The organism is Eisenbergiella porci, assembly GCF_009696275.1.
Taxonomy (GTDB): Bacteria; Bacillota; Clostridia; order Lachnospirales; family Lachnospiraceae; genus Eisenbergiella; species Eisenbergiella porci.
The window spans coordinates 1-15103 of record NZ_VUMI01000032.1; the positions used below are offsets into that span (position 1 = coordinate 1).

A 15103-nucleotide genomic window follows, 5' to 3' on the forward strand; every position below is an offset into this window, starting at 1 on the left:
TTCTCTTCTTGATGAAACCATTAACCTTGATGAAATTGTTCCGGTATCCTTTGTTTCCCATTTTCATGCTGCCACCGGCAGGCCCCGCAGGCATCTTCTTTATCCCATGCTTAAGGCTCTGTTATTACAGCTTATTTTCTCTATCCCAACGGTATCCCTCCTGATTATTTTTCTGAAGTATTCTCAGGAATTACGGGATTTCTGTGGGTGTGATGTTGTTCCCGACGCTTCTAAATTCACCCGCTTTAAACAGGATTTCCTTCCGGATTTACAATCCATGTTTGACAGGCTTGTTGACCTGACCGAACCGATTTGCCAGAAGATTGATGTCCAAAAAGCATCTATGGTATTGTTTGATACCTCTGGTATTGAAGCATGGGTAACGGAGAACAACCCCAAATATGCCAATTCCATTATCAAGCAGCTCAAAGCTTTTAAGAAAGCAAAAAAGCTGGATGATTCCTATGACCCTTATAAAGCCGCTTATGCCTCCATGCCTTCCCATGCCGCCTCCAATCCGGCTATCCAGCAGATGTATATCAACGGGCATTTCTGCTATGCCTATAAATTCGGCATTATCACTAATGGGCTTGGCATTGTCCGGGATATCACTTTTTACAACAAGGACTTTCTTAAGGCACACCCGGATATCGTCGTGGAAAAGAAATCTGATTCTCCGGATGAGGATAAGAGCCTTGCAGATTCCAAAGCTTTGATCCCTGTATTAAAGGATTTTTTTCTAAAACACCCTCTAATCAATCCCAAAACCTTCCTCGGTGACGCGGCTTTTGATTCCATTGAGATCTACAAATACCTTCTTCAGGAAACGTCTTTTGAAAAGGCTTTTATCCCACTCAATGGAAGGCTTTCCCTGCCGGAATCGGACTGTCCACTGAATGCAGAGGGCATCCCCTGCTGTCCCAAAGACCCCTCTCTTCCTATGAAAAGAGAAGGAAGCAAAACGCATCTGCGCTGCGGACTCTCTACCATGAAGTTTGTATGCCCAAAAATGAAATGGGAATACAACAAACAAGATAAGTCCAAACGGCGTGTCTGCCATTGTGAAGACCCATGCACAACTTCTTCCTGTGGCAGGATGTTCTATATCTATCCGGAAAAGGATCTGCGTGCCTATCCGGGAACTGCACGCGGAACAGAAGAATGGGACAGCACATATAAGATACGTGTCAATGTGGAAAAATCCATTAACCACCTCAAAGACAGTTTTTGCGTTGCCGGCAGGAAGACCCAAAATGAGAAAACGCTGCATGCCGACTTACTGCTTGCCGGGATTACCCAACTGATTACTGTAATGGTGGCTGATAAAATCCATAAGCATCAATACATCAGAAGTTTGAAACCTCTGATTGCTTAATGGCAGCTATTCTATTCCTTCCTTTCGGCAGGTGTTCACAGCTGCCTTATTCTGTTGCCATAAAAACCTGTTCTCTGCATCAGCCTCCCACAAACCCGGCTTTGCCGGGTTTTATCCTTATCGGAATCAAGATTGTGAACTCGTTTCGCAATTACCTAGTAGTTTGATGCATTTAATCTGGGGAAAATGGAGGCGGCGAGAAATCTCCAGATCTATAAATACTTTGCTTCCATAGTGGATGAGTATGATATGATTTTAGGTTATATAGCTGACGACAGGATGTTTGTTGTTCTGGACAGGTTTTTCAATGGAGATATCACGGAGCTTGCATTAATTCATAGCCTGTCGGCACTTAAGCTGGGAAAACAATACGCAGCGTTGACACAAAAAGCATGTGATCAGATAAAAATTCTGGAAGAAAAAGAACTTTCCGAAGAAGTGGCATTATTACACCAATGAGGACAGCAGAGAAATTTATAAAACCGCGGATGAAGAGACGATGAAGGACCGTTGGTTTGGATTCCATACCTATGATGTTGAGATGGCAATTGAAGATTTGAAAGATAAAACAACAAAAAAACACGACTAAACATGCGGTATTTATTGACATTTCTCCTGGCAAGAACTATACTGAATCTGGAAAACCACAAAAATAAGGCGAAATATATGCCGAAAACAACATAAAACAACGATACACAGTAGATACAGTGCCTTTCGGAGCAGGAACCTCCTATATGTACAGCATGTACAGCCCCTGCCCCGGAAGAGAAATATGGAGGGAAAGCAGGGATGAGCAGTAAAATCAACAACAATCCTACGGCCAAGTCGGAACGCATTACCAGACTGGTTGAAAATCTGTACCGCAACATGCCGGAAATCGAACCGGCCAGGGCGGTGCTGCTGACGGAAAGCTACAAGGAAACGGAAGGGGAGCCGATTATCATGCGCAGGGCCAAAGCCTTCGCGCACATTCTGGCCAATATCCCCATTACCATTAGGGATGAGGAACTGATCGTGGGAAGCTCCACGCTGGCGCCCAGGGGCTGCCAGACATTTCCCGAATTTTCCTATGAATGGCTGGAAGCGGAATTCGACACAATAGAAAAAAGAAGCGCCGATCCCTTCTACATTTCAGAAGAAACGAAGAAGCAGCTGGCAGAGGTACATAAATACTGGAAGGGAAAAACAACCAGTGAACTGGCGCTTTCCTATATGGCGCCCGAAGCCGCCAGGGCGATTGAACATAATATTTTTACGCCGGGCAACTATTTTTATAATGGCGTGGGACATGTTACCGTGCAGTATGACAAGGTGCTGGAAATCGGTCTGGAAGGCATTATCAGGGAAGCGGCCGCCGAACTGGCAGGCTGCAGCGTGGGAGACGGAGATTATGCCAGAAGGCACTGCTTCCTGGAGGCTGTGATCATGAGCTGTGCAGCCGTAATCGGTTACGCGGGCCGCTATGCGGCTCTTGCCGCGAAAGAGGCGCAGCAGTGTACGGATGCGGAAAGAAAGCAGGAGCTTTTACAGATAGCATCCAATTGTGAGAGGGTTCCCGCAAAGGGGGCGCGCAGCTTCCAGGAAGCCTGCCAGAGCTTCTGGTTCATCCAGCAGCTTTTACAGATGGAATCCAGCGGACACTCCATTTCTCCGGGACGCTTTGACCAGTACATGTATCCTTATTATAAAAAGGATTTGGACGAAGGCAGGATTACCAGGGATCAGGCTCAGGAACTGGTTGACTGTATCTGGGTGAAGCTGAATGACCTGAATAAGGCCAGAGACGCGGCCAGCGCAGAAGGCTTTGCGGGCTACAGCCTGTTCCAGAACCTGATTGTGGGAGGTCAGGATGAAGACGGCCGGGATGTGACCAACGATCTTTCCTTCCTGTGCATCTGGGCATCCGCCCATGTGTTCCTTCCCCAGCCGTCCCTGTCCGTCAGGGTTTGGAACTGCACGCCCCATGAGCTTCTTGTGGAGGCAGCCAGGCTGACAAGAACCGGAATCGGGCTTCCGGCCTACTATAATGATGAAGTGATCATCCCTTCCCTGATGAACCGGGGACTGACGCTGGAGGATGCCAGGACCTACAACATCATCGGCTGCGTGGAACCGCAGAAGGCGGGAAAAACAGAAGGCTGGCATGATGCGGCGTTCTTTAACATGTGCCGTCCGCTGGAGCTTGTTTTCTCCAACGGCAGGGACAAGGGAGAGCAGGTTGGCCTGCAGACCGGGGCCGTGGAGGATATGACCACCTTCGACCAGTTCTTTGACGCCTATAAGAAACAGATGGAGTACTGCATCAGCCTGCTGGTAAACGCGGACAATGCCATTGATACAGCCCATGCGGACCGCTGTCCGCTGCCGTTCCTTTCCAGTATGGTGGACGACTGCCTGAAGCGTGGAAAAACAGTACAGGAGGGCGGCGCTGTTTACAATTTCACAGGCCCCCAGGGCTTTGGGATTGCCAATGTGGCGGACTCCCTGTTTGCCATAAGAAAGCTGGTATTTGAAGAAAATAAGGTGACGCTTGCGGAATACAAGAGAGCGCTTGCCCTGAATTTTGGAAAGGGCTTTGACTCCATCACCGTTTCGGAGATGACCGGTGAAATTATCAAAGAGCTGCAGAAAGCGGGACAGAAGCCCAGCGAGGCTCAGGTTGCAGGCATTGTGAAGGGTATCGTGGACACTCAGCTTTTCGACAAAGACAGACAGCTGTGCGAAAAGCTGTATGATATGATCGAAGAGGTTCCCAAATTTGGCAATGATCTGGAAGAGGTGGACTTGTTTGCCAGGGAAGTAGCTTATACCTACACCAGACCTTTACAGAATTACCGCAACCCGAGAGGCGGCACCTTCCAGGCGGGTCTGTATCCTGTATCCGCCAATGTGCCTCTGGGAGCGCAGACCGGCGCTACGCCCGACGGACGTCTGGCCCATACCCCGGTGGCGGATGGGGTTTCCCCAACCGCGGGCAAGGATGTGAACGGGCCGACGGCTACGGCCAATTCCGTTTCCAAGCTGGATCACGGCATTGCCTCCAACGGAACGCTCCTTAACCAGAAATTCCACCCCTCCGCCCTCAGCGGCGATGAAGGACTGAATAATTTCGTGGCTCTCATCCGTTCCTATTTTGACCAGAAGGGCAGCCATATGCAGTTCAATGTGGTGGATAAAAATACCCTGATTGACGCACAGAAGCACCCGGAGAATTACAAGCATCTGGTCGTGCGTGTGGCGGGCTACAGCGCCTTGTTTACCACGCTGTCACGCTCCCTTCAGGATGATATTATCCGCAGGACGGAGCAGGGCTTCTGAGAAAAGAAGAAAAGAGGAATAAACGATGGACTACCTGGACACAACAGGCCGGATTTTCGACATACAAAGATATTCCATCCATGACGGCAGGGGAATCCGCACCATTGTATTTTTAAAAGGCTGTGTACTTCGGTGCCGGTGGTGCTGCAATCCGGAATCCCAGGAATATGCGGTGCAGACCATGATGGTACAGGGTAAACCGAAAATCATCGGCGAAGATGTAACTGTCCGTCAGGTCATGGAAACCGTGGTAAAGGACCGGCCGTACTACAGACGTTCCGGCGGCGGCCTCACGCTTTCCGGCGGAGAAAGCCTCTGCCAGGCGGAATTTGCAGCGGCGCTGCTTCGGGCGGCCAAGGAAGAGGGAATCAACACAGCGATGGAAAGCATGGCCTGCGCTCCCATGGAAACCATAGAAAAGCTTTTGCCCTGGCTGGATCAGTATCTGATGGATATCAAGCATATCAACAGTGCAAAGCATAAGGAGTTTACCGGCAAGGGGAACGAACTGATGCTGGAAAACGCCAGGAAGGTGGCGCAGAGCGGCAAAACAGAGCTGATTATCCGCGTCCCCGTAATTCCCGCCTTTAATGATACGGAGAGGGAAATTGAGGAAATCGCCCGGTTTTCAGATGCGCTTCCCGGCGTGAAGCGCATCCATCTCCTGCCTTACCACAGGCTGGGACAGGATAAATATGACGGACTGAACCGGGAATATCTCATGAAGGATATCCTGCCTCCCACCAATGAGCATATGGCGCAGCTGAAACGCACGGTGGAGCGCGTAAGCAGCCTGGAATGCCATATCGGCGGATGACGGAAGGAAAAATGGAGGCACGCAGTACATGAATTTTCAACAATATGATTCTGAAAAAAAACAGAGAATTGTGCAGGAGCTGGTTCCGGGAAAACAGATAACGCTGGCCCATATCATTGCCAATCCTGACGGAGAGCTGTACGAAAAGCTGGGACTGGACCCGAAGGTGGAGCTGAACCGAGCGGCCATCGGCATCATGACGGTAACCCCTGCGGAGACAGCGATTATCATGGCGGACATTGCCATCAAATCTTCCGGCGTGGATCTGGGCTTTGTGGACCGCTTCAGCGGATCCCTCATTGTGACCGGCACGGTTTCCCAGGTGGAGGCATCCACCACGGCGATTCTGGAATATACGGAGAATAAGCTGGGCTATGAGGTCTGCAGCATAACAAGAACATGAAAAAAATAATACTTATCGGCAGGAGCGGCGCGGGAAAGACAACGCTGACACAGGCGCTGAAGGGCGAAGAAATCAAATATCATAAAACGCAGTATGTGAATTATTTTGAATGCATCATAGATACGCCCGGAGAATATGCCCAGACCCATGAGCTGGGTTACGCGCTGGCGCTCTATTCCTATGAAGCGGATGTGGTGGGACTTCTTCTGTCGGCCACGGAGCCCTATTCCCTGTATCCGCCCAACATAACCTGCATGGTGAACCGGGAAGTGGTGGGAATTGTAACCCAGATCAATGACCCGAAGGCGAACCCGGAGCGATCGGCCAGATGGCTGCGGCTGTCCGGCTGTAAAAAGATTTTTTTCGTGGATTCCAAGGCCGGAACCGGAGTTTCGGATATCCTGGATTATCTGAATGAGGAACAGACAGAAGAAATACATACAAACAACAAAAACAACAGTTGAAAAACCTATAAAAACAAATAAAAACCACAGGTAAAATGTTGACATGTGTTGTATTTAGGACTATAATGAACACGAGCTAACAAAGCGGACAGTCAGCATGTATGAAAAATGGAAAAGCAGGGCTTTTCCATACAAAATCCGCACAAAGTGCGAACATATTTTTTTACGCCGCGGGAAGGCGGCAGAATGGAGGAAACAATGCAGAACGAGTACGAACTTAAGAAATTGATGTGCGACATCGGAAAGAGAATTTATGACCGTAATATGGTGGCTGCCAATGACGGCAATATTTCAGTAAAGCTGAACGACAATGAATTCCTTTGCACACCCACAGGTGTTTCCAAGGGCTTTATGACACCCGATTTTATCTGCAAGGTTGACGCGCAGGGCAATGTAATCCAGGCAAACAAGGGCTTCCGTCCTTCTTCCGAAATCAAGATGCATATGCGTGTTTACCAGAAGCGTCCCGATGTGGGAGCAGTAGTACATGCCCATCCTACGTTTGCAACCTCCTTTGCTATTGCAGGCATCCCGCTGACACAGCCCATCATGCCCGAAGCCGTTATCGCCCTGGGATGTGTTCCGATTGCTGAGTACGGTACGCCTTCCACGATGGAAATTCCTGATAATGTGGAGAAATATCTTCCTTACTACGATGCGGTTCTGCTGGAAAGCCACGGCGCCCTTACCTGGAGCACGGACCTGACCGCAGCCTATATGAAGATGGAATCTGTTGAATTCTATGCAGAGCTTCTCTATAAGTCCAAAATGCTGGGCGGCCCGAAGGAATTCGATAAGAATACCATTGAGAAGCTGTATGAAATCAGAAGAAAAATGGGACTCCCCGGAAAGCATCCGGCCAACCTGTGCCAGAACAAGGGCAAGAAGAACTGCCACAACTGCGGCAACGGCTGCGGTTCCGTATCCTCACCCGCGCCTGCTTCCAACGAAGTGAGCGAAGAAATGGTTGCTGAAATCGTGAAAAAGGTTATGGAGCAAATGAAATAATGGATGAAAATCTGATTGCAAGAACTGTCCGCAGGGTCCTTTCGGAAACCGGCAGCGCGGCGCACATGTCGCTGAAGCTGGCGGAAGCGCTGGCGGCAAAGGTGGAGGAAAGAGCGGAAAGCCTTGGGATGCGCGTGGTTACGGCCATCGCCGACGAGGCCGGCCATCCGAAACTTGTGCGCAGCATGGACGGGGCCTACATAGGAAGTCTGGATGTGGCTGTGAATAAAGCATATACAAGCATAGCGTTCCAGATGTCCACAGCGGCGCTGGGAGAACTCAGCCAGCCGGGTGCCCCGCTTTATGGCATCCAGCATACCAACGGCGGCAGGATTGTGATTTTCGGCGGCGGAGAACCGCTTATGGTAAATGGTAAGATCATAGGAGCTCTGGGTGTCAGCGGCGGAACCGCCGAACAGGACACGGCCCTTGCGGCTTACGGAGCATCCATGTTAAAGGAGGTAATCTCGTGCCTGTAAATGAAAGTATGGTACAGGATATTGTGAAGGAAGTAGTTGCCAGGATGCAGCTCTCCGGAACGGCCCAGTCAGCGCAGCACGGTGTGTTCAATGATATGAACCAGGCCATCGAAGCTGCCAAAGAGGCGGAGAAAACAGTCCGCCGCATGACCATGGACCAGCGGGAACAGATCGTTTCCAATATCCGTAAGAAAACCCACGAAGCCGCGGAAATCCTTGCCCGTATGGGAGTGGAGGAAACCGGTATGGGCAATGTGGGCGATAAGATTCTGAAACATCATCTTCTGGCAGACAAAACGCCTGGTACGGAAGATATTACAACAACAGCCTGGTCGGGAGACAGAGGGCTTACCCTGATTGAAATGGGCCCCTTCGGCGTAATCGGCGCCATCACTCCCTGCACCAACCCCAGTGAAACCGTCCTGTGCAACAGCATAGGAATGATAGCCGCAGGGAATACGGTGGTATTCAACCCCCATCCCCAGGCCATCAGGACCTCCATTTTTGCCATCAATCTGGTAAATGAAGCTTCCCTGGAAGCTGGCGGCCCGGATAATGTGGCATGTACCGTGTTCAAGCCCACACTGGAAACCAGCAATATCATGATGAAGCATAAGGATATCCCGCTGATTGCCGCAACAGGCGGTCCCGGCGTGGTTACCGCAGTCCTTTCCTCAGGTAAAAGGGGAATCGGCGCAGGCGCAGGAAATCCTCCCGCGCTGGTGGACGAAACAGCCGATATCAGAAAAGCGGCGGCGGACATCGTGAACGGCTGTACCTTTGACAATAACCTTCCCTGCATTGCAGAAAAGGAAATCGTTGCTGTGGACAGCATCGCTGATGAGCTGATGAATTACATGATCAGCGAGCAGGGCTGCTATCTGATTTCCAAAGAGGAGCAGGATAAGCTGACGGCCACCGTCCTCACACCCAAGGGACTGAACCGCAAGTGCGTGGGCAGAGATGCCAGAACCCTTCTTTCCATGATTGGGATACAGGCGCCGGAGAACATCCGCTGCATCGTATTCGAAGGGGAAAAGGAGCATCCGCTGATTTCAGAGGAGCTGATGATGCCGATTCTGGGCCTGGTAAGGGCAAAGGATTTTGACGACGCTGTGGAGAAGGCTGTATGGCTGGAGCACGGCAACAGACATTCCGCCCATATCCATTCCAAGAACATAGACAACATCACCAAATATGCCAGAGCGATCGATACGGCTATTCTGGTTAAGAACGCACCCTCTTATGCGGCGCTGGGCTTCGGCGGCGAAGGCTTCTGTACCTTTACCATCGCCAGCAGGACCGGGGAAGGACTTACCAGCACAAGCACCTTCACCAAGAGAAGAAGATGTGTAATGTCAGACAGCCTGTGCATACGATAGGAATCGTACGATAGAAGCCGTAGGATTGAAAATCGTATACGACAGGGCAGAAAGGGAAGGAAAAATGGACGTTAATGCAACGAATATAGAAGAAATCGTAAGACAGGTCCTCAACAGCATGGAAGGCAGACAGCCTGCGGCAAGCAGCGGCGCAGGGAGCGCTCCTGCGGGAGCAATCCCGAAGACGGCGCATGTGGCCATGCTGACAAGCCTGGAGCATTACGATGTGAAGGAATTCCCCATCCCCGAAGTGGGAGACGACGATATTCTTGTAAAAGTGGAAGGCTGCGGTATCTGCGGAACCGATGCACACGAATTCAAGAAGGATCCCTTCGGACTGATTCCCGTGGCTTTGGGCCATGAAGGAACCGGCGAAATTGTCAAAATGGGAAAGAACGTTAAAAAAGACAGCGCAGGAAAAGACCTTAAGATAGGCGACAAGGTCGTAACCTGTATGATTTTCAAGGATAACCCGGATATCACCATGTATGACCTGAACAGACAGAACGTGGGCGGCGCCGATGTATACGGCCTGCTTCCGGACGATGATATCCATTTAAACGGCTGGTTTTCAGATTACCTGTTTATCCGCGGAGGCTCTACCGTGTTCAACGTAAGCGATCTGGATCTGTATTCCAGAATCCTCATTGAGCCCTGCGCCGTTCTCATCCACGCGGTGGAAAGAGCGAAATCCACAGGAATCCTCCGTTTTAACAGCAGAGTGGTAGTGCAGGGCTGCGGACCTATCGGCCTGATCTGCATCGCTATCCTGCGTACGATGGGAATCAACCACATTGTAGCGGTGGACGGAGAGGAAAAACGTCTGGAATTCGCAAAGGAAATGGGCGCATCCGATACAGTTAACTTCAAGGACCATAAGGGAATCGAAGCCCTTGCAGGCGCTGTGGAAGCCAAATTTGACGGACATCTGGCGGATTTTGCCTTCCAGTGCACCGGTTCTCCCATGGCACATGCCAATATTTATAAATTCATCCGCAACGGCGGCGGACTGTGCGAGCTTGGATTTTTCATTAACGGCGGCGACGCCACCATCAACCCGCACTTTGATATCTGCTCCAAGGAAATCACCATCGTAGGCTCCTGGGTATATACCCTGCGCGATTATGCCACCACCTTTGAGTTCTTAAAGAGCGCAAAGAAGGCGGGCATCCCCATCGAGAAGCTGATTACCCATACCTTCCCGCTGGAGGAAATCAACGAAGCGCACAGGACCAACCTGGCGATGAGCGGCCTGAAGATAGCAATCATCAACAAGTAACGACAGGTAGGAGGCGAAGCCCATGGGGGAAGCCGTAGGAATTTTGGAAGTATTTGGTCTGGTATGCGCCTTTATGGCGGCGGATGCCGGATGTAAGGCAGGCAATGTGTGGCTGGAGCCTTTTGATAAGAACAAGCCGGCCAACGCCGACAGCCTTCCGGTGCCTCTTCTGGTTACCATCAAATTCAGAGGAAGCGTTTCCGATGTGGAAGCGGCGATGGAAGCGGGAGAACGCGTGGCCCGCAGCCTTACGGGAGTGGTGCAGAAGCACATCATCCCCAGGCCCACGGAGGATACGGAAAAAATGCTCAAACTTTGCGCATTTGACAAGTCATAACCGGATTCAGTACAATAGACAATGAAGACTCAGGTAACTGTGAGAGGACAGAACAGTTACAAACTTTGAACAATTATTCAGTATAAGCGGAGGAAATTAAAAATGGCACAGGAAGCATTGGGAATGGTAGAAACAAGAGGTCTTACCGCAGCGATTGAAGCAGCGGATGCAATGACCAAATCTGCGGAAGTAAGACTTGTGGGAACAGAGAAAATCGGTTCCGGTCTTGTAACCGTTATGGTACGCGGCGATGTGGGAGCTGTAAAGGCTTCCGTGGAAAGCGGATCTGCAGCGGCAAGCAAGCTGGGCGAGCTGGTAGCGGCTCATGTAATCCCCAGGCCTCATACCGACGTGGAAAAAATTCTGCCTTCCATTTAACAATTAGGAGAGAATGTTCATGGGGAAATCATATGGCCTGATAGAAATAACAGGAGTGGTAGCGGCGATGGACGCCCTTGACATCATGTGCAAGGCCGCGGACGTAACCCTGTCAACCTGGGAGAGAAAACTGGGCGGAAGACTTGTAACCATCATAGTGGAAGGCGAAGTGGCGGCGGTTACGGCCGCTGTGGAGGCAGCCAGGACACAGGCGTTAAAGCCTCTGGCGGCTTACGGTGTGATTGCCAACCCCCATGAAGAGATCGTCGGACTGGTGGAGCGCAGTGCAAGCCGCTTTAAGGACAGTGAGCCTTCCGATGAAAGCTATCTCCAGGAGGTTTAAAGCCTGGTTTAATGCCGCATCGGGCGGCATTGCCGTGTAAGCGGCAGCAAGGAGGAAGTCATGCCGGACAGCAATAAAGATAAGACAACACAATCCGAAACAGTCTCTGGCGGCGCCATCAAAACGGCCCGCAGGACAGCAGCAAAAACAGCACAGAAACCCGAAAAGGCACAGGTTAAAGAAGAGCCTGCAGTGAAAAAGGAGGAAAAAAGAATGTCACAGGAAGCATTGGGAATGGTGGAAACAAGAGGACTTGTTGCAGCAATTGAAGCAGCGGATGCAATGTGCAAAGCGGCTAACGTAGCGCTGGTAGGCACAGAGAAGATCGGTTCCGGACTGGTAACCGTTATGGTGCGCGGCGATGTAGGAGCCGTGAAGTCCGCAGTGGAAGCAGGCGCAAGCAGCGCAGGCAGACTGGGCGAATTAGTGGCTACCCATGTAATCCCCAGACCTCACACCGACGTTGAGATGATTCTGCCCAAGGTAAAATAAGATAGCGGTTCAGCCAACTGAGCTGCTGTAAACTAATTTTACCTGAAAGGCAGGAAATCAGTCCGGACAGGATTCTCTGTCCGGCCCGGTTCCCGGATTACGAAGAAAAGTGGGTGTGGCTGTGGAGACGAATCAAATTGAACTGATTACCAGAATGGTAATGGAAGCCATGGAAAAGAAAGAAAATGCCGGAAACGGCTATATGGTTCCCGTGGGCGTATCCGCCAGACATATACATCTTACCCAGGAGCATGTGGAAGCGCTCTTCGGTCCCGGATATCATCTGACCAAAAAAAAGGATTTGATGGGCGGCCAGTTTGCGGCAAACGAACAGGTTACCATAGTGGGCCTGAAACTGCGGGCGATAGAAAACGTAAGGGTCCTGGGTCCGGTCAGGAAAGCCTCCCAGGTGGAGATTTCCGCGACAGATGCGATGAAGCTGGGCATTAAGGCTCCTCTGCGGGAGTCCGGAGATGTGGCGGGAAGCGCGGCGATTGCAGTCGTAGGCCCCAAAGGCGCCGTATATCTGGATGAAGGATGCATTGTTGCAAAGAGGCACATACATATGTCTCCCCGCGATGCACAGGCTGCCGGAGTAAAGGACGGCGACTATGTTTCCGTGAAAGCGGATAACGAAAGAGGAACTGTTTTTGACCATGTGAAGATCCGCGTGGACGACAGCTTCACGCTGGAAATGCATATTGACACGGATGAAGCCAACGCGAGTAAAATCGCTACCGGGGACACTGTGAAAATTATCTGAAGGTTCTCCCGGTATTCTTTCTTATTAAAAAGGATACCGGGAACTATGGAATAAGGGGAGCGCTATGATAGTAGGAAAGGTAACAGGAAGCATAGTTTCCACACGCAAAAGTGAGAAACTGATAGGCAATAAATTCATGATCGTTGAGCCCCTGGAATCCATGAAAAGTCATGCGGACCGACTGGTGGCTATTGATAATATCGGCGCGGGAATCGGCGAATATGTACTGGTAGCCCAGGGCAGCGCCGCAAGAATCGGCTGTGATATGCAGGACGCTCCTGTGGATGCGGCCATTGTTGGAATCATAGACGACGCAAGCCGGTTGGAATAAGTGGGGCAGGCTATGGATAGTAAGGAACTGAGCAAAATCATAAAGGATAACGGCATTGTCGGTGCAGGCGGCGCCGGCTTTCCGACTTATATGAAGATTGACGAAAGAGCGCAGGCGATTCTGCTTAACTGCGCGGAATGTGAACCGCTGCTGAAGCTGCACAGACAGCTTTTGCAAAGGCATGCGGAAGAAATCCTGGAGACGTTCCAGCTGGTGGCTGACACCGTGGGCGCCGAAAGGGCGATTGTCGGAATTAAAGAAGAATATAAAGACACTGTGGCGGCCTTAAAGGAATGTATCCATAAATTTCCCAAGGTATCCCTTCATCTTCTGGACAGTGTATATCCCATGGGAGATGAAGTGGCGCTGATTTACGAGGCAACGGGAAAGGTGGTCAGGCCCGGTGGACTTCCCATAGAAGAAGGCATTGCTGTCTTCAATGTAGAGACCATGTATAATATCCACAAGGCGCTGGTGAAAAAAGAGCCGGTTGCCGATAAGCTGGTAACCATTGTGGGAGAGGTGGCGTCTCCTGTCACCATCAGAGTCCCTCTGGGAACCTCTTTGGAAAAATGTGTGGATTTTGCAGGAGGGGCTGTAATAAAGAACCCTGTATTCCTGGTAGGAGGCCCTATGATGGGCAATATCAGGGAGGCGGCTTTTCCGGTCACCAAAACCACCAATGCGGTGCTTGTGCTGTCTGAGGAGCATCCGTTGATCCAGAAGAAAAAACTGAATCCGGCCATTGGGCTGAAACGTGCGGCCTCTGCCTGCTGTCAGTGCCAGATGTGTACGGATTTATGCCCCAGGCATGCGCTGGGACACCCGATAGAGCCGCATAAATTCATGCGCGCTGCAGCGAACCGGGATTTCCGGGACGCCAATCCCTTTGTCAATACATACTTCTGCAGCTCCTGCGGGTTATGTGAACTGTATTCCTGCCCACAGGGCCTGTCGCCCAGAAGCCTTATGGCAGAATACAAGGCGGGGCTCAGAAATGCCGGAGTAAAGCCTCCGGCAGGCGTAATCCCCGCTCCCGTAAAGGAGTCCAGGGAATACCGCAAGGCGCCGGAGGAGAGGCTGGAGGCAAGGCTTGGACTTTCCGCCTATGACAGGGAAGCTCCCATGGATGATGAAGTGAAAAAGGTAAATACCGTTACGATTCTGCTCAGCCAGCATATCGGCGCCCCGGCCCGTCCGGTGGTTTCCGAGGGGGATATGGTAGCCAGAGGACAGATGATTGCATCCGCTGCGGACGGCCTGAGCGTACCCATTCATGCATCCATCAGCGGAAAAGTAATGAAAGCAGACAAAAACATGGTGGTTCTGGCGGCGGTTTAGACGTGCAGATGAGAGGTAGAAATAGATGAGCAAGGCAATAGGCATGATTGAATTTAAAACGGTTTCAGCAGGCATTACCGCTGCGGACGCGATGGTAAAGACCGCGGATGTTAAGCTGCTGGAGGCACAGACGGTCTGTCCCGGAAAATACATTGCTTTAATTACCGGTTCCCTGAGCACGGTGAACGCGGCTGTTGAGGCGGCACAAAAGACACGGCAGGAGGAGCTGATTGACAGCTTTGTCCTGGGGAATCCTCATGAAAGTATTTTCCCGGCCATCTACGGAACGACCCAGATAGAAAAGGTAAACGCCTTCGGTATTCTGGAAACCTATGATGCGGCATCCATAATCGTTGCTGCGGATGTGGCTGCCAAAACAGCAATTGTTGATCTGATCGAACTGCGGATCGCCAAGGGAATGTGCGGAAAATCCTATCTGATTCTCACCGGGGAGGTAGCGGCAGTGGAATCTGCAATTGAGAAGGCAAAACAATCTGTTGCAGGCAATGGAATGTACCTGGATTCCTCTGTGATTGCCCATCCGGATGAACAGATCTGCCGATCCATACTATAAAGAAAGGCTGGTTTTTGGG

18 protein-coding genes are annotated in these 15103 nt (G+C 50.9%); all 18 read left to right on the forward strand.

From position 1 onward, the window contains the following. On the forward strand, nt 1-1375 hold a 1375-nt coding region (locus FYJ45_RS18000), incomplete at its 5' end, for a transposase (protein WP_154466319.1). 186 nt (nt 1376-1561) lie between these two features. Then, a complete protein-coding gene (locus FYJ45_RS18005) occupies nt 1562-1834 on the forward strand; it encodes a DUF3990 domain-containing protein (protein ID WP_154466321.1) in 273 nt (90 codons plus the stop codon). Between the two features lie 330 nt (nt 1835-2164). Beyond that, nucleotides 2165-4693 carry a glycyl radical protein gene (locus tag FYJ45_RS18010; protein WP_154466323.1) on the forward strand — a complete coding sequence of 843 codons (2529 nt, stop codon included), beginning with the start codon at nt 2165-2167 and terminating at the stop codon, nt 4691-4693. 25 nt (nt 4694-4718) lie between these two features. Further along, on the forward strand, nt 4719-5510 hold the full coding sequence (locus FYJ45_RS18015) for a glycyl-radical enzyme activating protein (protein WP_154466325.1): 792 nt from the start codon (nt 4719-4721) through the stop codon (nt 5508-5510). A gap of 28 nt (nt 5511-5538) precedes the next feature. Further along, nucleotides 5539-5913, forward strand: coding sequence for a BMC domain-containing protein (locus FYJ45_RS18020; protein WP_021636244.1), 375 nt, complete (start codon nt 5539-5541; stop codon nt 5911-5913). Then, nucleotides 5910-6377: a EutP/PduV family microcompartment system protein gene (locus FYJ45_RS18025; protein ID WP_154466327.1), complete on the forward strand. Its 468-nt coding sequence runs from the start codon at nt 5910-5912 to the stop codon at nt 6375-6377. Before FYJ45_RS18020 ends, FYJ45_RS18025 begins: the two co-directional genes overlap by 4 nt. Nucleotides 6378-6575: 198 nt before the next feature. Continuing rightward, entirely contained in the window at nt 6576-7385 is an 810-nt protein-coding gene (locus FYJ45_RS18030) for a class II aldolase/adducin family protein (RefSeq protein WP_154466404.1), read from the forward strand. After that, on the forward strand, nt 7385-7864 hold the full coding sequence (locus FYJ45_RS18035) for a GlcG/HbpS family heme-binding protein (protein WP_154466329.1): 480 nt from the start codon (nt 7385-7387) through the stop codon (nt 7862-7864). The genes FYJ45_RS18030 and FYJ45_RS18035 overlap by 1 nt, the downstream gene beginning before the upstream one ends. After that, nucleotides 7855-9246: an aldehyde dehydrogenase family protein gene (locus FYJ45_RS18040; RefSeq protein WP_025490266.1), complete on the forward strand. Its 1392-nt coding sequence runs from the start codon at nt 7855-7857 to the stop codon at nt 9244-9246. Before FYJ45_RS18035 ends, FYJ45_RS18040 begins: the two co-directional genes overlap by 10 nt. A gap of 64 nt (nt 9247-9310) precedes the next feature. Then, a complete protein-coding gene (locus FYJ45_RS18045; protein ID WP_154466331.1) occupies nt 9311-10525 on the forward strand; it encodes a zinc-dependent alcohol dehydrogenase in 1215 nt (404 codons plus the stop codon). A 22-nt stretch (nt 10526-10547) separates the two neighbouring features. Next, nucleotides 10548-10862, forward strand: coding sequence for a BMC domain-containing protein (locus tag FYJ45_RS18050; protein WP_021636250.1), 315 nt, complete (start codon nt 10548-10550; stop codon nt 10860-10862). 102 nt (nt 10863-10964) lie between these two features. Next, nucleotides 10965-11240 (forward strand): BMC domain-containing protein, encoded by a 276-nt coding sequence (locus tag FYJ45_RS18055; protein WP_154466333.1) that lies wholly within the window; start codon nt 10965-10967, stop codon nt 11238-11240. Between the two features lie 19 nt (nt 11241-11259). Next, nucleotides 11260-11583 (forward strand): BMC domain-containing protein, encoded by a 324-nt coding sequence (locus FYJ45_RS18060; RefSeq protein ID WP_154466335.1) that lies wholly within the window; start codon nt 11260-11262, stop codon nt 11581-11583. Between the two features lie 213 nt (nt 11584-11796). Then, nucleotides 11797-12075, forward strand: coding sequence for a BMC domain-containing protein (locus FYJ45_RS18065; RefSeq protein WP_025483876.1), 279 nt, complete (start codon nt 11797-11799; stop codon nt 12073-12075). Between the two features lie 154 nt (nt 12076-12229). Continuing rightward, entirely contained in the window at nt 12230-12838 is a 609-nt protein-coding gene (gene pduL, locus FYJ45_RS18070; protein ID WP_154466406.1) for a phosphate propanoyltransferase, read from the forward strand. A 64-nt stretch (nt 12839-12902) separates the two neighbouring features. Next, entirely contained in the window at nt 12903-13169 is a 267-nt protein-coding gene (locus tag FYJ45_RS18075) for a EutN/CcmL family microcompartment protein (RefSeq protein ID WP_021636255.1), read from the forward strand. A gap of 12 nt (nt 13170-13181) precedes the next feature. Beyond that, nucleotides 13182-14510, forward strand: coding sequence for a 4Fe-4S dicluster domain-containing protein (locus FYJ45_RS18080; RefSeq protein WP_154466337.1), 1329 nt, complete (start codon nt 13182-13184; stop codon nt 14508-14510). 25 nt (nt 14511-14535) lie between these two features. Further along, nucleotides 14536-15084 carry a BMC domain-containing protein gene (locus FYJ45_RS18085; protein ID WP_154466339.1) on the forward strand — a complete coding sequence of 183 codons (549 nt, stop codon included), beginning with the start codon at nt 14536-14538 and terminating at the stop codon, nt 15082-15084. Nucleotides 15085-15103 lie beyond the last annotated feature (19 nt).

Coding starts and splice junctions, on each gene's coding strand:
- FYJ45_RS18005 (WP_154466321.1), top strand. CDS start 1,562: ATGGAGGCGGCGAGAAATCTCCAGATCTATAAATACTTTGCTTCCATA.
- FYJ45_RS18010 (WP_154466323.1), top strand. CDS start 2,165: ATGAGCAGTAAAATCAACAACAATCCTACGGCCAAGTCGGAACGCATT.
- FYJ45_RS18015 (WP_154466325.1), top strand. CDS start 4,719: ATGGACTACCTGGACACAACAGGCCGGATTTTCGACATACAAAGATAT.
- FYJ45_RS18020 (WP_021636244.1), top strand. CDS start 5,539: ATGAATTTTCAACAATATGATTCTGAAAAAAAACAGAGAATTGTGCAG.
- FYJ45_RS18025 (WP_154466327.1), top strand. CDS start 5,910: ATGAAAAAAATAATACTTATCGGCAGGAGCGGCGCGGGAAAGACAACG.
- FYJ45_RS18030 (WP_154466404.1), top strand. CDS start 6,576: ATGCAGAACGAGTACGAACTTAAGAAATTGATGTGCGACATCGGAAAG.
- FYJ45_RS18035 (WP_154466329.1), top strand. CDS start 7,385: ATGGATGAAAATCTGATTGCAAGAACTGTCCGCAGGGTCCTTTCGGAA.
- FYJ45_RS18045 (WP_154466331.1), top strand. CDS start 9,311: ATGGACGTTAATGCAACGAATATAGAAGAAATCGTAAGACAGGTCCTC.
- FYJ45_RS18050 (WP_021636250.1), top strand. CDS start 10,548: ATGGGGGAAGCCGTAGGAATTTTGGAAGTATTTGGTCTGGTATGCGCC.
- FYJ45_RS18055 (WP_154466333.1), top strand. CDS start 10,965: ATGGCACAGGAAGCATTGGGAATGGTAGAAACAAGAGGTCTTACCGCA.
- FYJ45_RS18060 (WP_154466335.1), top strand. CDS start 11,260: ATGGGGAAATCATATGGCCTGATAGAAATAACAGGAGTGGTAGCGGCG.
- FYJ45_RS18065 (WP_025483876.1), top strand. CDS start 11,797: ATGTCACAGGAAGCATTGGGAATGGTGGAAACAAGAGGACTTGTTGCA.
- pduL (WP_154466406.1), top strand. CDS start 12,230: ATGGTAATGGAAGCCATGGAAAAGAAAGAAAATGCCGGAAACGGCTAT.
- FYJ45_RS18075 (WP_021636255.1), top strand. CDS start 12,903: ATGATAGTAGGAAAGGTAACAGGAAGCATAGTTTCCACACGCAAAAGT.
- FYJ45_RS18080 (WP_154466337.1), top strand. CDS start 13,182: ATGGATAGTAAGGAACTGAGCAAAATCATAAAGGATAACGGCATTGTC.
- FYJ45_RS18085 (WP_154466339.1), top strand. CDS start 14,536: ATGAGCAAGGCAATAGGCATGATTGAATTTAAAACGGTTTCAGCAGGC.